Here is an 18148-nt window from a genome sequence, read left to right on the forward strand (position 1 = left end):
GCTACCGACTCAAGGCGTTCGCACCTGCGCGATGACAACACGCGATTTGCGATACGTGTCGAACTTGCGATCGCTAGTTGAGTGTGAGCTTCCGCGCTGTGAATGCTTCGGCGTAGTTGCTGACACATTCTAGCCCACGTAGTCGATGGACGGCGTCAAAGGTTTCCCGCGTAAACCAGTTCTTGCTCCGCTGCGTCGCGAAATGATGCATCAGAAGATCAACCTTCCGCTGGCAAACATCTGCTTCCAACGGAACATACATATTCGGATGCCCCAAGTCGCCTTCAAATTTGGGAATTTCGTACTCGAGAATGGCGTGGTTCCGAAAGGTGCACCACGTAAGGTCTGCTAGCACGCGATGATCTTGGTGCGCATCTTCCTTTCGATGGGTAAACACAACATCCGGCTGAATTACTTTCGACAACGAGTGAAAGAAATCCTTGATTGCTTCGCCTTCGTAGGGGAAGTAACTGTCGCGAAAGCCCTTCACGATCACTTCCCGTTCGTGACACCCTTCCAGGAAATCATTGGCCGAGGCAGTCGCTTCGTCGACGCGAGTTTGTTCGCCGCTAAACACCACCCAACAGACTTTGAGACCCGGGTTTTCCGCGATCAACTTCAGCAGCGTGCCACCGCAACCGATTTCGATGTCGTCGGAGTGTGCCCCGAGACATAAGACTGTCTTGAGGTTCCGAAGCTGCAACGGAATCATGAGTCCTCTCCCGTGTGAACTTGATCGTTGCTAGAACTGTGCACAGGCTCCGTCTGAGAACCCATGATTTCCCGGCTGATTCCCTCAACATCGGACATCAATCGACTCTCGACATCAATCGGCACCACTTGGTTTCCTGGGTTTGCTCCACGATCGGACCGCTTCCAGACTTCCCAAGGAGCTTCGCCGGATGCGTACATATCATCCAATTGCTGTTTCTCTTTGAATGTATCCATACAGCCAAAGAAACCTTCGTATTGTTTGGCGAATAGTTTTCGATCTGCGATCAGCCGTTGGAATGGCTCCGAGACGAGTTCCTCACCTTCATGGAGATAGTCGAAGATCTCGTGTTGTAGCACGAAGAATCCTGCGTTGATCCATGAATTTCCAGCCGTCATGCTTTCAATCGAAGTCACGCAGGAATCTTGCTGACATTGAATCGTGTGAAAGCTCTGCATCGGCTTGATCGCCAGGCATGTTGCCAACGCGTTCTGTTGGTGATGCAAGTCAATCAATTCAGGCAGGGGGGCATCGGAAAGGCCATCCGCGTAGTTGGCTAGGAACGTGTCTTCCCCATCAAGATAAGGACGAACCGCACGGAGTCGCTCACCAATGTTGGCCTGCGTTCCCGTATCGACAAAGGTGATTGTCCAGTCATGCGTGTCGCTCGCCAGCAGATCAACTTGGCCACCACCGGAGAGTACAAAGTCATTGGAAACGCACTCGTCATAGTTCAAGAAGTACTTCTTGATGACATCCGCTTTCCAACCCAAGCAAAGGATAAAATCCTTATGGCCGAAATGAGCATAGTATTTCATGATGTGCCACAGAATCGGACGATAACCGATCGGCACCATAGGCTTCGGCACAGACTCTGAGTACTCGCGAAGTCGCATTCCGAATCCGCCGCAAAACAATACGACTTTCATGAATATTCTCTCCGTTGTGAAACTAGGGGATAGTCGGTCGGTTCACCTCGGTCAACGAAAGTTTGAAGACCAAGTCCAGAGCGATTCTGTTCTGCCGACTACAAACGAGGTCTGATTGAAGCCGGCGAACCTTTGATGTCTGTACACTGCGGAATCCTGAGTCTAAAAGACTTCCAACTCAGGAATTGCCACAATGAACTTCGCTCCCCACTCTCGTGTATAATCGAGTTGAGAAGTGATTTCCGCTCGTAGGTTCCAAGGCAGAATGAAGATATAATCTGGTCGTGTCTGTTCGATTCGATCGATGTCAAAGATCGGAATGTGCGACCCTGGTAGAAATCGCCCATGCTTGTATGGGTTGCGATCGACCACGTAGTCCAAGAAGTCTTCCCGAATTCCGCAGTAGTTGAGGAGCGTGTTGCCTTTACCTGGCGCACCGTAGCCCGCGATCTGCTTGCCTTCACGTTTCAGGCGAATCAGAAGGTCCAAGAGATCATGCTTGGTTTTCTCGACCCGTTGCGAGTACGAGGTGTACGTCTTTAGGTCGGTAAAACCTCGTTCATCTTCGTATTGCAGCATTCGCTCAACAGCCGGTGAGATCGGCTTGGTACTATCCTCGGTGTGGCGAGCATAGATTCGAATCGAACCGCCGTGTGACGGAAGTTCTTCGACGTCGTACAATGCTAGTCCGTGATGGGCAAAAATCTTGCGGACGACATGAAACGACAAGTAGGAATAGTGTTCCTGATAGAATCCATCAAAGTGATTCTGTTCGATGATGTTTACCAGATGCGGAAACTCCATCGTAATCGTGCCACGTTCGCTGAGGATAATCTTCATACCGCCAACGAAGTCGTTGATATCCGGGACATGTGCTAGCACATTGTTCCCTAGAAGAAGATCGGGCCGGATTCCCTCCTTCGCAAACTGGCGAGCGACTTCAACACCGAAATACTCGACCCGTGTTGGAATTCCCCGTTCCTCGGCAACGGCCGCCACATTCGGAGCGGGTTCGATACCGAGACAAGGAATGTGTCGTTCGACGAAGTTCCGTAAGAGGTAACCATCGTTGCTGGCGAGTTCGACCACGAGACTATCCCGCGTCAACCCAAGTCGGGGGACAATCATATCCGTGTAGGCTGTGGCATGTTTGAGCCAGGAATCCGAATACGATGAGAAATAGGCATACTCTTGGCCAAAAATCTCTTCGCCGCTGACGTATGCTTCGACCTGGACCAACAGACATTTGTCACAGACGAATGCGTGCAACGGGTAGAATGATTCAGCGGCGTTAAGTTGGTCCGCGGTCAGAAACGTTTCGCAAAGAGGAGACATTCCTAGGTCGACAACAGATTGTGTCAGCGGGTGCCGACAGAATCGACAATGATGTGCCGGAGCCGCCGGTAGGTTCGCACATGCCGCGTCGTTGCTAGCGGAGTTCTTAACATCGTTCAGATTACAGACAGCTTGAATCATAGTATGCAAACCCAGGTTGGTGGCGAATTCGGATTTCTGAAATTGTGGTGCTGGAACGGACGTTCGGGATAGGTGGATAAACGACTGCTAGTTATACTTCCGGTACACAGACGCTGTCGGGCGATCGACATAGTTTTCAACGCCGTTTTCAAGAGCTTCGCGATAGATTGGGAGAGCCCCCTCGACGGCATCGATTGTTCGCTGAACGTCGGAATCGGAATGCGAGTAACTGATGATGAACGATGGCCCAAGAATCCCACGCTTGATGATCTCTTGCATAAATAATGCCCGGAACCATTGGCTAGGGCGTTGTTGCGAGTCCAGCGTGTGATAGACCAACGCACATGGTCGTCCATGAATTTGCACGTACTTGGATAGACCAAAGTCACGAATGACGTTGTCGAGTCCTTCCTTGAGCTTTCGACCTTGTTCGTACAACGTTTCAATAACAGGTTCCGTTCGGTAGGTCTGAATCGTTGCTAGTGCAGCGGCTAAGGCGTGCGTTTCCGCTCCATGAGTGGTCGACAACAAGAAAACTCGCTCTCGATCATGATGCAATCCGCCCAGTTCCATGAGCTCGCGTTTCCCAGTCAAGGCTGATACTGAGAATCCATTCGCTAACGCTTTGCCCCAACAACTAAGATCAGGAATGATCTGATACTCTCGCTGACCACCGCCGATGTTCCAGCGGAACCCGGTGATCATCTCATCAAGAATGAACACTGTTCCATTTTCCACACAGAGTTCCTGAACCTGATGAAGAAACGCATCCTGGGGATCTTCGTACTTCGCTGGCTCAAGGATAACAGCAGCGATCTGGTCTTGGTGGTTCGCGAAGAGTTGCCGAACGCTTTCAAGATCGTTGTACCGAAAACTTAACGACAACTCCTGGTGCTCTGCGGGGATGCCGGCATCCATCGGTGTTTGGCCGATGAACCAATCGTTTGTCGCAAAGAACGGATGGTCGGAACAATAGGCGATGTGACTTCGCCCGGTGTGGGCTCTAGCGAGTTTCAGGGCCGCGGACGTGACATCCGATCCGTCCTTCGCGAACTTCACCATGTCTGCGCCCGTGATGACGCTTAACAATTCCTCAGCCACCTCGAATTCGAGAGGTGACGGTCGACTGAAGTTGCACCCGCGTTCGAGTTCGGCACGTGCAGCATCGACGACCTTCGGAAACGCATGCCCCAAGGTGACCGCTCGACATCCCATGCCATATTCGATGTATTCGTTGCCATCGAGGTCAAAGACATGACAGCCTTGGCCATGCGAGATGAATCCCGGTGATAGCGTGGGGAACTGATCGTCACCTTTTGCGTAGGTGTGAGCGCCACCAGGCACTAGCTGGTGACTTCTCTGTTGCAATTGCTTCGAAAGCTCAAAATTCGTTCGAAGTGATTGGTCTTGAAGTTGTGACACAGCAATGTTCCTAGTACTCAAGGTCGACTAGCGCTTTTCAAACTCATGCCCGAGGGGATCGACATCTGATCGCATGGTTCGTAACTTAAATCGTAGCCTTTGCATCTACGAGTGGGGTGCTATCGTGCTGCTTTCGGGCCTTGATGCCACGTTCTTCGAGCAGCCGTCCTTGGGATGCGACAAACGCTTGCTCGTATTCTTCGATTTGCGCGAGGCTAACGTCTCGCATGCTGGATGGACCTTCGAACCAAGCTTTGTACCACTGTGCGGTTTTCTGCAAAGTTTCCTGGACGGTCCAACATGGTTTCCACGGCAAACGCCACATCGCTTTGTCGATTGCAAGGTGTAGCAAGGTCGCCTCTCGCAATTGATCAGGATGACTCACGTCACGCCAAGAGCCGGTTCCCCATTCTTCCAGAAATGTTTCAACAACACCGCGGACGCTCAACTCATTTCCAGGAAGTGGGCCGATGTTCCAGCCGTCGCATAGAGTTGTGTCGTTTGTTTGGAGCAGTCGCTGGACCAGCGTCAAATAGCCGCTCAAGGCTTGCAGCACATGTTGCCAGGGGCGATATGCATGCGGATTGCGAAGCTCGACAGGTTGTGAGTTTTCCAGAGACTTCACGAGGTCAACAATTAGTGCATCACTTGTCCAATCGCCACCGCCGATCACGTTGCCGGCACGAGCGGAAGCGAGCTTGACGCCGTGTTGATTCAAGCGTTCGGGAGCAAAGAATGAGTGACGATACGATCGCACCACAATTTCAGCGGCTCCTTTGCTGCCACCGTAGGGATCGTGGTCTCCGAAGGCGTCGGTCTCACGATACCCCCAGAGCTGCTCCACATTCTCGTAGCATTTGTCACTCGTAATGCAGAGAGCAACACATGGACGCTTTAGCTCTCGCACCGCATCGAGAACACTTGCGGTACCAACTGCATTGATATCGAAAGTCTCACGTGGAATCCGATAGCTTTCGCGAACTACGGTTTGAGCCGCAAGATGCAACACAATGTCTGGTTGCGTTTCCTGCATCGCATTGTTGAGCGTTTCAAAATCGCGAATGTCGGCTTCGTAGTTCTTGACGAGCACATCATACACATTGGCTACATGGTAGTGACTTGGATTCGTTGGAGGGGCGAGCGCGTATCCAACAACTTCGGCCCCGAGTCGATTCAACCACAGACAGAGCCATGATCCTTTGAATCCGGTGTGACCTGTCACGAAGACTTTACGACCGTTGAATACGCCGTCGAATGGCATTTCCATGAGATTTCATCCCAGTGAATCAATGCGTGGTTTGTTGCGAAGGGGAACTAGAAAAACATAGGTTACGAATGGTCGGCAGCTGTATGTATATTCTGAGAAACATCGAGATTTCTAAAAAACCACTGCGGCATTGAACGCGTTTCGACTACGGAACACTCGCGGTGGCTCGAGTTCATTGAGCGACAGGCTGATGTGGAGTTAACTTTGATAGTCACGAAAAGAACCAGTGTTTAGACGTGTTCCGAAGCACGCAAACCTCCGCGGGAGCAGATCGCAGTTGCGAAATTGCTTATCGGCTGTGGCCGAAGATTGGTGTCTTCATCGACGGAGTGTAACGCGATGCTGATCTCACGATTTTCCGCGTTAGTTTGCGGAGTTGGAAGACGTACCGCATGAGGTGACCATAGCAACGCAATCGGTCCGTTCGACTGAGATCGGCTCTCTGAATCGCCTCGTGATAACCGCGGAGAATCGCAAATGACGTAGAGTGAGGAGCACTGCCATCGACACCAAAAGTGAACTCGTCGCGGTCGTTGCCCGACGCCATCGAGCCCGAAGCGTCCGGATGGATGCGTTGAAAGAACATGACTTCGGGAATTTCGATGAACTGACCGCGAATGGCCAACTCCGACATTAAGACCTTTTCTGCCCCGTAGAAAGGACCTTCCAAGGCCGTTTCCGCGAGGACATCACTTCGGATTAATCCGAACGAGTCTGAACACCACGTCGTTCCCAACAGTACCGCCGCGAATCGGCTGGGAGCAGAGGCAGAGCAAACGTCGTTGATGGAAAGTCGTGAACCCGTTGCAACCAAGCTATGAGCGTTTTGAGAGTACGGCTCGTTGGAGTGGTGTGCCTCGTCCAGCTTGTTTCCGGCTTCGTCAATGTGAACAGTGAGGGAGTGACACCAGACGCAATCCGGGTGAGTCTCAAGTGTCTCTGTCATCCGGTCCAAATATGTCGGCGAACAAAGATCATCGACCGCAGCCCACTTGAAGTATTCCCCACGACTCAAGTGAAAGACTTGGTTGAAATTCCAATTGGCTCCTCGATTGACCTTTTGTTGATGGTAGTGGATTCGCTCGTCAAGACTTGCATAGTGTTGGCAGATCGACTGAGTTTTGTCCGTCGATGCGTTGTCGGAAATGACAATCTCGAAGTCGCGAAATGTTTGATTGAGGAGGCAATCTAGGCACTCACGGAGGTACCGCTCACCATTGTAGACGGGTAAACCGATGCTAACTTTGGGGAGGCTAACGCTCATCGCTTTGATTCCAATCTAGCAATGCCGAGTGTTTTAGGCTTATTGCTTTCTTGCACGTTGACGAAGGACTCTCGGAATGTTGGCTAGGGACAACGCTAGCTTTGCCAGGTATTGTGTGTTCGTAACCAAGTAACGTCGCCAAAGCCGCTTAGGTTCCTTGACAAGTCGAAACAACCACTCGAGACCAAGCTTCTGCATCCAAGACGGTGCGGTCTCCTTCACACCTGCGTGAAAGTCGAACGCTGCCCCGACACAGACTTGCACTGCGTTGAGATGCTTGCGAATCCGATGTGCGAAAATATCCTGCTTCGGACAGCCGAGTCCGATAAACACTAGACCCGCCTTTGACGCGTTGATACGCTCGGCAACGTCTTCTAGTTCTGCGTCGGTAAGCTCACGGTAAGGCGGGGACTCGTATCCGGCGATTTCAAGCTCGGGGAACAAAGCCTTCAATCGCTCAGGAAGCTTAGCGGCCACGTCCGGACTTCCACCATATAGGTAAACGAGGACTTTGTGTTCGGCAGCCGCTTCGCAAAGTCGCAAAGTGAGCTCGGGGCCATAGACACGATCTTTCAGCCCGGCTCCGTGCAGAAGGTTTAGTGCCCACCGAACTGGCTGTCCGTCCGGTGTGATCATATCGAACGAATTCGCAATTTCGCGAAGTTCCGGATCGTTCGAGAATGTCATTAAAGCGTGAACGGCATGACATGACACAACCGATGGGATATGGTGTTGGGCTGCATGGATCGTGGCTCGCACAGCGTCATCGTAGGTGGTTTCGGAAATCTGGACCCCGAAGATCGTTCGTTTTTCTGGCCAACAGGCTTTAAACTGTGATCCAGAGTTGAGACTTTGCGAGGCAGTGCTGGGCGATTCTTCGATTAGCGTGACCATAACGTTTCCCCTAAGCTGTAAGAACTGTCGTGTTCGATGCGTTCCGTTGTAACCGACTCGTAGGTGAGTGTAGCCGGTCCAAATCAGTCTTCGAGTCGACGGGATTCCGGTCGGACGAGGTCGCATTACCAATCGCAATACCGAGCATGACGAAGAAGAAGACGGACTCTGGTTGAACTGGCCCCATGATTGATTCGTTCATCGTTGACCAACCGAGGTACCACATTCCAATAAGTCCTAAGAAGTCGCCCAGCCGCCGATAGTTTGGTTTGTGGCGAAGTTGATAAGTCGCCTTCAAATATGATCGAACGAGTCCAAGGAGGAATAACGTCAATCCAACTACGCCGGTTGTGACTGCGACCTGTAGGACGAGGTTGTGTGCAGTGTAGTTGGCCCAGTTGTACCAAACGTACATTTGCCCTTCTTTGGAGGTGACGAAGTACCCGTGTCCGATGACTGGTGACTCTAGGAACGACTTCCATTGGGCCGTCCACATTTCTTCGCGACCGGACAATGCCGAGAGCTGAGAAACGTCCTGGCCCCGGCTTGCATAACTAACGACATTGCTGCCGAGAGATTCAAAGAGTGAGAAGTATGGATCAATCAGAAGATATGAGGTACCTAGGATACACAGCGTCGCAAGTGAGATTGATGTGAGAAGCCGACTACCATAGAAGTAAAAGACTGTTAACAAAGTGATCGCATTGACGAGGAAACACAGCCGGTTGGCAGAAAGGACTAGCACCATGGTGTGCGGTACGACCATCCAAATCAGCCACCGTGTCCAACTGAAACCCCATATTAGCCAGATTGATACTAGGCTAACCAAACCCAACGACGCCGTGGCAGCGGTATTTGTTGCATGAAAAAGTCCGGTGCCTTCTCTCGTCATACTTCCGACACTCGGTGTCAAGAAGTAACAAAACAGGATGAGGCAGGTCACGGCCGAAAGTATCAACGAAAGTTGCTTCAAAAGGAATTCGGTCACTCCCTGTCGTTGACACAAATGTGCAGCGAGTACCGACACTAGCATTAGCGTTCCCAGACTTGAGGCCTGGGCAAATGAAACCGATCTTAAAGGCGACCATGCAACTGATAGTACCGCCCAGACGAGAAACAGGATGGGCGGAAGGAGGCGCGCTCGGATGTCTGAGAACCCGCTGTCTCCGACGATCCGTTTGATTCGCCACATTAGTATCATGGTGACGAACCCGCGAATTGCCAGTTTCAACAGTCCAATGCTATCAAGGCCACCAGCAGCCAAGTGGTCTTCGCGTTCAGGCAACGAGAACGTTGCGGTCGTCAACAACCAGCACGCGATTGCAAGGACATAAAGGTCCGTACGGCTGCTCTTTTCTTCGCTGTGGGAGACTTTGGTCAGTTTCATCCTGATTGGTCCACGGCGATGCTTTTCTGAAACGAAAGTTAGTACAGATGTCTAAGTTGATGGCAACGCAGACCTTGATGCTAAACGCAACCCTATGGAGATCCATTTGGTCTCAGTGATCGGCTAGGAATGACCTCGCGATTCTCTATCGTCCTGGAGGACAAGACGATATGCCATCCAAATGTAGCTCACGGATAGCAGAGTGCCAAGTAGTAATCCAAGAGCGGCACCGACGACACCCCAAGCTTGAATCATTGTAACGGCCGCCAGGCCTGTAGTGGCCAAACCGATGCAGGCGGCTCGGAACGTGACTTGCGGTTTCTCTAATGCCAGCAATGCCCATTCGGGCGCAATTCCAAATGCTCCGATCGTTGCGTTGGCAGCTAGCAACGCAATCACAATACGATGCGTGTTGTTGGAATCGATTTGAAAGAGGATTTGAAGGATCATGGGACCCATGAGAATAGCTACCGCCGAGAACGACAGCATGATGGTCCCTAGAACAAGTGTCGCTCTCAAGACGACACGCGTCATTGCCTGAAGACCGTCGTTGCATAGTGTGCGTGAGATCATTGGCATGATGAAGTTGCTAATCCCCATGACGAGAGGATTGGCGAACAGCAATACTGTCGCACACGCGGCGTAGACACCGGTTTCTTGCACACCCACTGACCATGCCAAGCACCAATGCATGAGGTACAGTTGGCTTGTCATGAAAACGTTGCTGGCCAAGTCCCATCGTCCGATCGACCAGTTCTGCTTTAGGTCTGACCAGAACTCACTGTAACGCAGGTTAATTGAGCCACGCCTGTGCAATAGCCACACTGCGGATGTGAGCGAGTACACCGAAATGATCGCCCACCAGGCGCCAATTGGTGACAGTCGGTTCGTTGTGGTCAGAATGAGCAGCGCAATGACTTGAAGGAACGCCGTTACCGAGTCAAATAGCAAGGCTGTTTTGAACTGCGAGTTTGCAAAAGTGAGCTGCCTTGCGAATTCACGCAACAACAATGCAGGAACACCGAGTGCTAAAACAGCAAATAGTTTGGTATATGTGCTATCTGCGTGGAGATGAGGGATCGTAGCAGAGGTAGTTAGAAATAGCGTTCCGATGACGCAGGCTAGAGTGAGCCATGCGATCAACATGCTGCCAGCATAGCTTGATCGTTCCCGTTGGCTACTACGTTTGTGGAGGTACACCGTATACGGGGCCGTGATTAACGAATGCTGAGCGGCAAGCGTAATCATTGCGACGGAGATTCCAAGCGAATAGAGACCAAGGCCCTCGACTCCGCAGGCACGTCCGACGAGAATCGTGGAAATGAATCGCCCGGCGCTGGTAACCGCTTGATCCATGATCGCACAGGCCCCCTTCGAAATTGACTCGGAGGAGACAAGTTTTCGAATGGCTGTGCGGAAATATGCGATGCTGAGCTTGTTTGGTGTCTGCGCTGTTGAGCCCGAGACAGTTGTCATCCTAGACACTCCGGCGGCCAAGGACGACACCAAAGGTTCGCCAGACATGTTTCAGGTCCGTGAGAATGGAACGCTCCTGGATGTATTGGACGTCCATTCGTGTCCAGTCGTCAAATGTAATTTGATTTCGTTGCGGTTGAGTTTGCCAACCACATGTCAAACCGGGCGTGACATCAAGCCTGCGTCGCAACCACCCATGACATGATTCGGTCTCGTTACAGGGAAGCGGACGAGGACCAACCAGCGACATGTCTCCCTTAAGCACGTTCCAAAGTTGCGGCAGTTCGTCGATGCTGGTTGCCCGTATAATTCGGCCAACCGTTGTTACCCGGGGGTCACTTGCAATTTTGAATGCCGGACCGTCTTGCTCGTTCAACGCCATCAGGTCTTTTTTTCGTGCTTCGGCGTCTGTGACCATACTCCGCAATTTGTAGATCTTGAAACGTCGTCCGGCTAAACCGGTCCGGTACTGACTAAAGATCGCAGGTCCCGGTGAAGTCGCCCGAATAGCAATCATCGACGCCAACAAGATTGGCGATGTTAGAACCAATCCGATTGAAGCTCCAACAATGTCCAGGCTCCGCTTCCAGATAGGCATTGGTTTGAGAAATAGTCGGTCCATCGAGTGAATTGTGCAGTCTCGCTCTTCCGTCTCTTCGTCGGCGACCATTGCCTTAGTTTGTTCTGAGGATTGGCAAGACTTATCGATTTCTTCGCTCAGTATCTTCTGTAATTCGTCGCAGTCGGCGAGAATCTTCTGTCCAATGTCGGAGTCATTGGGTTTGGTAGTATCCTGATCTTCCATCTCCGTGTCAGAGAGTGGGTACGAGAAGATCTCGAAGTCTGGTACTGGTTTTGAACTCTTGCGAAGACTTTCACAGATTTCCTTGGCTACTCGAATCGCATCATGACTTTTCGTGATTGGCATGAGGACGCCAAGCGTGTCTCGGTCGAGCCAGCCAACTTTGTCGAGGATTCTTAGACGTTCTTTTGATTTGATTTGCAGATCGAAAAGTGACTTCGACGGGGAGTCATGCGTTTTGGACTTAAATGCTAGTAGACAGAACCCGATCTTCGTGCGTTCTGTTCTTACGCGTTCTTCGCTGAGTGCTTGCTTGAACTCGGTGGTTGATAGGATACCGGGAACGGTACAGATGTCTGTTTGCCGACGATTGAAAAATCGTTGCCAACTGGAAGTCAACATGAGAGTGTTCCGAGTTTTTAATTTGCGATTAGTATGTAGCAAAGCGGTTTTAAAAGAGTTCGTAGAGCCAATTTGGGAGATGTTGATGTCGCCGATTGAGGACCACTCCAAGAAGACGCGATCCAGTGCATTCGAGCTGCGATTTTAGGCGGCCGACGACTTCTCTCCTAGTTCGCTCGGACTCGACGACAATAAGTAAACCGTCGAGATAACGTCCGATTCGCAAGACCGAACTTACTTCGCCTGCGGGTGGCAGATCTGCAATGACGAGATCATAATTTGATTTCAATTCCCCGATGAATTGGGGGAGATATCGTGTATCAATTGCATCGTTAGATTGGTTATGTGTACTGCCTGGTGGCATGAATGAGAGACCTTGGACATTGGTTTCGGTCACAGCGTCATGCCACGGTGTCTCGTCGACTAACACATCCGCAACACCGAGTGCGGAAGCCGGTTCTCCTTGGGCAGGTGAACCAGAATTCTCAATATTGAAATCGACTTGCAGGATTTTGCGTTCGCCCGAAGCGGCCGCATTTAACGCAAGTTCGTTGGCAATTGTGGTCACACCCTCGCCCAAATGACAACTTGTTAGCCCAATGGTCGTCACTGGGTTTTGCGAGTCGTTCCCTTTCCAAGGCAGTCGTCGAAGGAGTGTCCGGCAGGATTCCGCGAGGGGGTCGGCTTTAACGATGCGACCGGGTTCTCGTGGAAGATCAACTTGCCGTTGCTTGGATGCTTGCCGCACTGGGGCGATCATCGTCGTTCTCCTGACTCACGTTTTGTTTCTTCAGTACTTCTGACTGGCGATTTATTGCCGTCAAGTTTTATGAGGCGACCTGCAAGTGATAGCATCTTGAGTTCGATGCCGTTCTTCTCTTACCAAGCGATGCGTCGCGAGTCGCGTTCGGGATGCTTGAGTTCCGGAACCGACGTGAGTACGGGAAGCCCAAGATGTTTCTCGACGTCATCATTAGTTTTGAGTGAGTGGTCGAGATACTCCGCAGCAACCGCGAGTGCAATTCCTCCAACAAACCCGAACAGCAGACCAAGAACGAGGTTGATCAACGTTCGCGGCTTCACATGCTTGATCTGCGTGAGTGCTGGTTGGACAATACTGAGATTCGAAATTTGCTCATCTTGAAGTGCCTGGTCCACGCGAGCTTGTTCGAGCCCTTCCGTGTACTTCCGGTAGGATTGTTCGAGTAATGCAACTTGCCGGCGTTGTTGTTTGATGTCGGCTGAGCGATCATGAATCGTCTTTTGCTCTGCTTGAAGCTGGGCCAATTGTTTAGTCATTTCCGTTGACTGAACCTGTAGCGATGCCAACAGAGGCCGTTTGGTTGTCAAGGCAATTTGAGCTTCTTCATAGGTTCGTTGTGGCCACAAATTCGTGCGTTGTTTTTTTGTCTCGTTCTCTAAGAGTTCGGTCGTCTGGCGGATTTGATCTCGAACTTGCCGAACGAGAACATAGTCCGCGTCGTACACCGTCAGCAGTTGTTTCTCACGGGCTTGCAGTTTGTAGAGTTGCTTGCGGCTATCATCGAGTGCATCGTTTGCGATGCCTTGTGATGCTGCGGCCAGCGACTGGTCTGGTCCACGTTCAAACAAACTTTGGAGTTGTTCGATTTCTGCTTGGACAGCCACCTGTTGAGTTTTGACACGTTGCAGGTCAGCCTTGAGGGTCGCGATTTGCTCGACCAAAAGCCGTTCCCGGATCTCTGGCGAAATGAGGCCGGCGTTGTTTTCAAACTGGCGGAGCTTGTCCTCGGCTTGAAGAAGTTTGTCTCGCGTGGCCTTCATCTGTTCATCGAGAAACGTCTGCGATTTGGGAGTTCGGTTGAGGCGAACATGCTCGCGGATGAAAACATCCATGACCGTGTCGACGACGAGTCGGGAAAATTCCCGATCCTCATGGTCGAATGTCACGTCAAGCACATTGGAATTTCTGGCGGAACCGATTCCGAGATCATCCTGAAGTAAGAGCACTGCGCGTTCGTGCGGGCTTCGTGAACTTGTGGACGTCTCATGCTTGAGAATTTTCTCGGGGGTGAGAGTCTTGACCACACCTTCAATGACGGCGCGGCTTCGAAGGATCTCGACAAGTGAGTTGATCTCGTCTTCACGGCTGAGTGGCGGGGAGACGGTGTTTGACTGACCGAGCGTGACCGTGGGATCGATGCCGACGTTTTCCCGTCCCAATTTGACAAGGAGTTTGCCTTGCGAGCGGTACACCTTCGGTGTCAGCAGGGTTACGAGCGTCACAAGCGTGACGACGGTCACGAAGAATGCCAGCACCTTCTTCTTGTGCCGGAAGAGAATTCGCCCGGCATCACGCAAGTTTGTCGATCGTTCTTGATCTGTCATCCGTTTGTGCCGCTTGGTGAGTAGTGACTCATTCGAGGGAGCAGGAACCGCGTAAAAGGTTCAATGTATAGAACATAGGTTACGAACAACGCCTACGCGGTCTGCGCAGCCGTTTTCTTCCGGAAACTGCGAGAAGTTCGCCTGCCAACCGGGCAAATACTGTGAAGGTCTACCGATCAAATGGTTTGGGGCAAATGAAGTGGATGGGGTGATGCAGGCGGTTGTGCGGTTTCAACGGAGGAATTGCCGCTCTGGTCGTGACGGTTGCAACGTATCGATCAAAGACGAGGAGCATGAAGACGATACAGATGAGGATGGATATTCCAAGGGGTTCGGTTGCTGCGATCTTTCTCTGAACCCTGCCGAACGAATCAACCGTCGAAAGTCCGGACACGCATGAAGAGTACGATTTTGCAATCATGCATCATAATGGTCAGTTGTCTGCCTTCAGTCACTTTGGCTGAACATGGCTTTGATCGGTTGGGAGCGACGGCGCGTGTCCCATTGCGGCAGGCCGAGCAGCATCTCAATCGCGGTATGGATTTGGCAGACCGCGGTGCGGTTCATTCAGCTGCGTCGGAGTTTCGTCAAGCACTTCACCTTGTTGCATCGGCCGCTGATGTTCGGACTCGCAGTCAGCGACATATCACGGCCTTGACCGAAGGATTGGAAGCACTGAGCGAGGCCGATGAGTTTCTCATGCTGAGTGGCGGTGCAAATGTCGCTCAAACGATGAGACGGATTGTCGCCGGGCATCAGACTCCCGTGTTCACTTCAGCAAGTGATTTGAGCACAATCAATCCATTGACGGCGATGCAGGAATACTATTTCTATGCACGTGACCGTCTCTCGGTTGCTGGGGCGAATGAGCCTGTGGCCTCCTATGCCATTTACGGTCTAGGTCGTTTGCAACCATTCTTAGGAGCCGAGGATCGCGCGGCGAATCCGATTCTCGATGCAAAAATGTTGGCCTACTATCGGGCTGCAATCCGTGTTTGGCAGCAAAACAATCGGGCGGCGAATGAAATCGGGGTCTTGCTGGCCCGTCTTGGCGACTTGAATGCCGCGGAGCAAGCTTTCCGTCAAAGCTATGCGATCACGCCTCAGCCAGAGGTTTTGCGAAACCTTCAGAAGACTCAACAGCTTCGACTGCAACCACACAATCGACGCGATATGACAATGTCTTCCTCGCCGGTTCCCACAGAGATGGCCGTTCAATCGGCGATTCGGTGGGTCGAACCATCGGCATTCCGCCAACGGAATCAACCGCTCACAGTGCAGAATGCGACTCGTCTGCAGACGGCACCGAGACAGACGGAATGACCAATGACTAGCCCTTTCCATCTGCGTGCAAGCCAAACAGTGTCTGTTAGTCGATCAGAATTCGTGAGGAAGCGTCGACGATGAATAACAACACAGCGATCAAGCCATCTCGACTGACGAAGCCACTAGTGCCGACCATCGGTTTAATGATGATGGTTTGCGTGGGGTGTGCGTCGAATTTTTCACCGAGCTACCGTTCCGATCGAAACCATGATAATGGTCGGATTGCCTTGGCTGCGGCGGGCCAAACTTCGTATCGGTACGATTCGGCGTACGCGGTTTCGCCCACTCCCGTCCAGACCCCAATTGCAGCACCTGCACCCGTGCAATCGTACCCAACCAGGCAAGATGTTTCCGGGGGGCAACTACACAACGCGCCGTATCATAACCCACCGACGAATTTTGTCGGCAATGTCACGCCACAGACATCGTCTTCGCAGTTTGCTCCAAGTGCTGCCGCTTGCGAACCCACACAATTTCGCTGCGGCGTGCAATGTGAGAATGGTTGCTGCCAAATGGATTGGAGTCGCGCTCATCTCATCCCGTGGGAGACTTATGGGCCAGGCGAATACGTCGGACCAGCGAGAACGGCGCACGTCCCAGAGTATCGGCTTCGGGTCGATGACACCCTGGAATTCGTTTATCGTTTGACCGGCGAGACGATGTCACAGCCATACCGTTTCAACCGAGGCGACTTATTGCGGATTGAATCGTTGACGGCGTCGGAGTTTGATCGAGAGTTAATCGTCCAACCCGATGGAACCATCACTGTTCCACAATTCGGTCAGATTAGTGCCGCTGGTCGTACGGTTGAAGAACTCCGCAACGATCTGAATACACGGTTTCGACTCGGTGGTGTGCTCAATCCTGGTATCACCGTCACGCCGACCAAAGTGAATACCACTCTGGAAGAACTTCGCAATACCGTTGACAGTCGTTCTGGTAGCGGCGGCCAAAGTCGCCAAGTCACCGTCACTCCCGAAGGCACGATCCAACTGCCGGCGATTGGTTCCGTTTTTGTGCAAGGCTTGAATCTCACAGAAGTGAAACAGGAAATCGAGCAGCGGTATGCAGCATTGGTCCAGGGAATCGAACTCACGCCGATTTTGGTTCAACGGGCTCCGCGTTATGTGTATGTGGTCGGGGAAGTTCGCACGCCTGGTCGCTATGAGTTGGTCGGCCCAACCACAGCCATGCAGGGAATTACGCTTGCTGGCGGTTGGAATCCGGGGGCGAAACTTGAAGAAGTCGTCATTCTCCGTCGAGATGAAAATTGGAAGATTCTCGCGACCCGACTCAATCTTCATGATGCATTCTTCGGTCGGCAACCGTGCCCACCGGGCGAAGTCTGGTTGCGTGATGGGGACGTTGTGATTCTTCCCAAGACGCACATCCAATGGACAGGCGACCTGATTCAACAGTACTTCACCCGTGGTTTCTATGGCTTGTTGCCGGTGTCCGGTTCAGTGGGAATTGGGAGCTTCACGGCCTTCTAACAAGATTCGCAAGCCGTCAGGGAAAAGTGGCGACAGAGGGGGATGATTGATTCCCGCTTGCGAGCCACTAAAATGACGGGCATCGACTGCACTTCTTACTCTTTGAAACCGCGTGAATCATGGCCCGCCTGACGCAAGCTGATTTGAACGACCTGAACACCACCTTCGAGGAACGAACGCCTCAGGAGTTGATCCGCTGGGCTGCGGATATCTTTGGTGATCGGCTTGCGGCCCTATCTTCGATGCAACGCAACGGTAGTGTTGTCTGTCATATGATTAAGGAGTTGCAACTGCCAATTCCGGTTCTGTTCGTCGATACAGGTGTGCTATTCCAAGAAACACTGCAAACCCGTGATCGGTTCATCAAGGAATATGGCTTGGATGTCGTGACGCTCGAGCCAGATCGGACAATGGAAGAACAGACGGATCAATTGGGGGTGCTGTACCTCACTCCCGAAGGGCAAGCTCAGTGCTGCCATATGCGGAAGACCGAACCGCTTTTGAAAGCCAAGGGACGATACGACGCCCTAGTCGGCAGTTTGCGGCGGAGTGACGGCGGTCAGCGGGAACGCACACCGATCTTGGCGATTGATACAGAGATGAACTGTCTCCGGGTCAATGTCCTCGTGAATTTCAGCAATCATCAAGTCGAAAAGTATATCGCAGAGCACGCGGTGATCATCAACCCGCTCCACTTCCAAGGGTATTCGACCATCGGTTGCAATCGCTGCACAACACCTGTCTTAGACAACGAACCCAAACGTGCTGGACGTTGGCGGCATCTCGGGCCATGGGCTGTCTATTGTGGAATTAATCCCACCGATCGCGCCGGCGGACCCAATGCACCAGCAATTGATCTCCCCCAAGACACGATTGATCGAGTTCTCGGGCGAGAAACCGACTACATGATTTGATCTTACCGTGATGGTGA

Annotated in this window: 15 protein-coding genes; 3 read left to right on the forward strand and 12 right to left on the reverse strand. The window is 52.0% G+C overall.

Annotation, left to right across the window (positions count from 1 at the left end; translation table 11 throughout):
* Window positions 1-73: 73 nt before the first annotated feature.
* From G6R38_RS11430 to G6R38_RS11485, 12 genes are all read right to left on the reverse strand, one after another.
* On the reverse strand, window positions 74-712 hold the full coding sequence (locus G6R38_RS11430; RefSeq protein WP_166824789.1) for a PIG-L deacetylase family protein: 639 nt from the start codon (window positions 710-712) through the stop codon (window positions 74-76).
* Window positions 709-1641: a glucose-1-phosphate cytidylyltransferase gene (locus G6R38_RS11435; RefSeq protein ID WP_166824792.1), complete on the reverse strand. Its 933-nt coding sequence runs from the start codon at window positions 1639-1641 to the stop codon at window positions 709-711. The genes G6R38_RS11430 and G6R38_RS11435 overlap by 4 nt, the downstream gene beginning before the upstream one ends.
* Window positions 1642-1803: 162 nt before the next feature.
* Window positions 1804-3117 (reverse strand): class I SAM-dependent methyltransferase, encoded by a 1314-nt coding sequence (locus G6R38_RS11440; RefSeq protein WP_166824795.1) that lies wholly within the window; start codon window positions 3115-3117, stop codon window positions 1804-1806.
* 87 nt (window positions 3118-3204) lie between these two features.
* The gene (locus tag G6R38_RS11445; RefSeq protein ID WP_166824798.1) at window positions 3205-4539 is read right to left on the reverse strand and encodes a glutamate-1-semialdehyde 2,1-aminomutase; all 1335 of its coding nucleotides are present in this window, start codon (window positions 4537-4539) and stop codon (window positions 3205-3207) included.
* A gap of 85 nt (window positions 4540-4624) precedes the next feature.
* Entirely contained in the window at window positions 4625-5806 is a 1182-nt protein-coding gene (gene rfbG, locus G6R38_RS11450) for a CDP-glucose 4,6-dehydratase (RefSeq protein WP_166824801.1), read from the reverse strand.
* Window positions 5807-6095: 289 nt separating this feature from the next.
* Window positions 6096-7070: a glycosyltransferase family 2 protein gene (locus G6R38_RS11455; protein WP_166824804.1), complete on the reverse strand. Its 975-nt coding sequence runs from the start codon at window positions 7068-7070 to the stop codon at window positions 6096-6098.
* A 39-nt stretch (window positions 7071-7109) separates the two neighbouring features.
* Window positions 7110-7964: a WecB/TagA/CpsF family glycosyltransferase gene (locus tag G6R38_RS11460; RefSeq protein WP_166824807.1), complete on the reverse strand. Its 855-nt coding sequence runs from the start codon at window positions 7962-7964 to the stop codon at window positions 7110-7112.
* A gap of 10 nt (window positions 7965-7974) precedes the next feature.
* Complete coding sequence (locus tag G6R38_RS28430) at window positions 7975-8730, reverse strand: O-antigen ligase family protein (RefSeq protein WP_390881387.1); 756 nt, start codon at window positions 8728-8730, stop codon at window positions 7975-7977.
* Between the two features lie 744 nt (window positions 8731-9474).
* Window positions 9475-10827 carry a lipopolysaccharide biosynthesis protein gene (locus G6R38_RS11470; RefSeq protein WP_166824813.1) on the reverse strand — a complete coding sequence of 451 codons (1353 nt, stop codon included), beginning with the start codon at window positions 10825-10827 and terminating at the stop codon, window positions 9475-9477.
* Window position 10828: 1 nt separating this feature from the next.
* On the reverse strand, window positions 10829-12031 hold the full coding sequence (locus G6R38_RS11475; protein ID WP_166824816.1) for a sugar transferase: 1203 nt from the start codon (window positions 12029-12031) through the stop codon (window positions 10829-10831).
* A gap of 49 nt (window positions 12032-12080) precedes the next feature.
* The gene (locus G6R38_RS11480) at window positions 12081-12791 is read right to left on the reverse strand and encodes a CpsD/CapB family tyrosine-protein kinase (RefSeq protein ID WP_166824819.1); all 711 of its coding nucleotides are present in this window, start codon (window positions 12789-12791) and stop codon (window positions 12081-12083) included.
* Between the two features lie 119 nt (window positions 12792-12910).
* A complete protein-coding gene (locus G6R38_RS11485) occupies window positions 12911-14398 on the reverse strand; it encodes a GumC family protein (protein ID WP_166824822.1) in 1488 nt (495 codons plus the stop codon).
* Between the two features lie 396 nt (window positions 14399-14794).
* Between G6R38_RS11485 and G6R38_RS11490 the strand changes: the two genes are divergently transcribed.
* The 3 genes from G6R38_RS11490 to G6R38_RS11500 all read left to right on the forward strand — a co-directional run bounded on the left by G6R38_RS11490 (window position 14795) and on the right by G6R38_RS11500 (window position 18131).
* Window positions 14795-15721, forward strand: a complete 927-nt coding sequence (locus G6R38_RS11490) for a tetratricopeptide repeat protein (RefSeq protein ID WP_166824825.1) — start codon at window positions 14795-14797, stop codon at window positions 15719-15721.
* A gap of 80 nt (window positions 15722-15801) precedes the next feature.
* Entirely contained in the window at window positions 15802-17217 is a 1416-nt protein-coding gene (locus G6R38_RS11495) for a polysaccharide biosynthesis/export family protein (protein WP_166824828.1), read from the forward strand.
* Between the two features lie 119 nt (window positions 17218-17336).
* A complete protein-coding gene (locus tag G6R38_RS11500) occupies window positions 17337-18131 on the forward strand; it encodes a phosphoadenylyl-sulfate reductase (RefSeq protein ID WP_166824831.1) in 795 nt (264 codons plus the stop codon).
* Window positions 18132-18148 lie beyond the last annotated feature (17 nt).

The organism is Thalassoroseus pseudoceratinae (assembly GCF_011634775.1).
Taxonomy (GTDB): Bacteria; Planctomycetota; Planctomycetia; order Planctomycetales; family Planctomycetaceae; genus Thalassoroseus; species Thalassoroseus pseudoceratinae.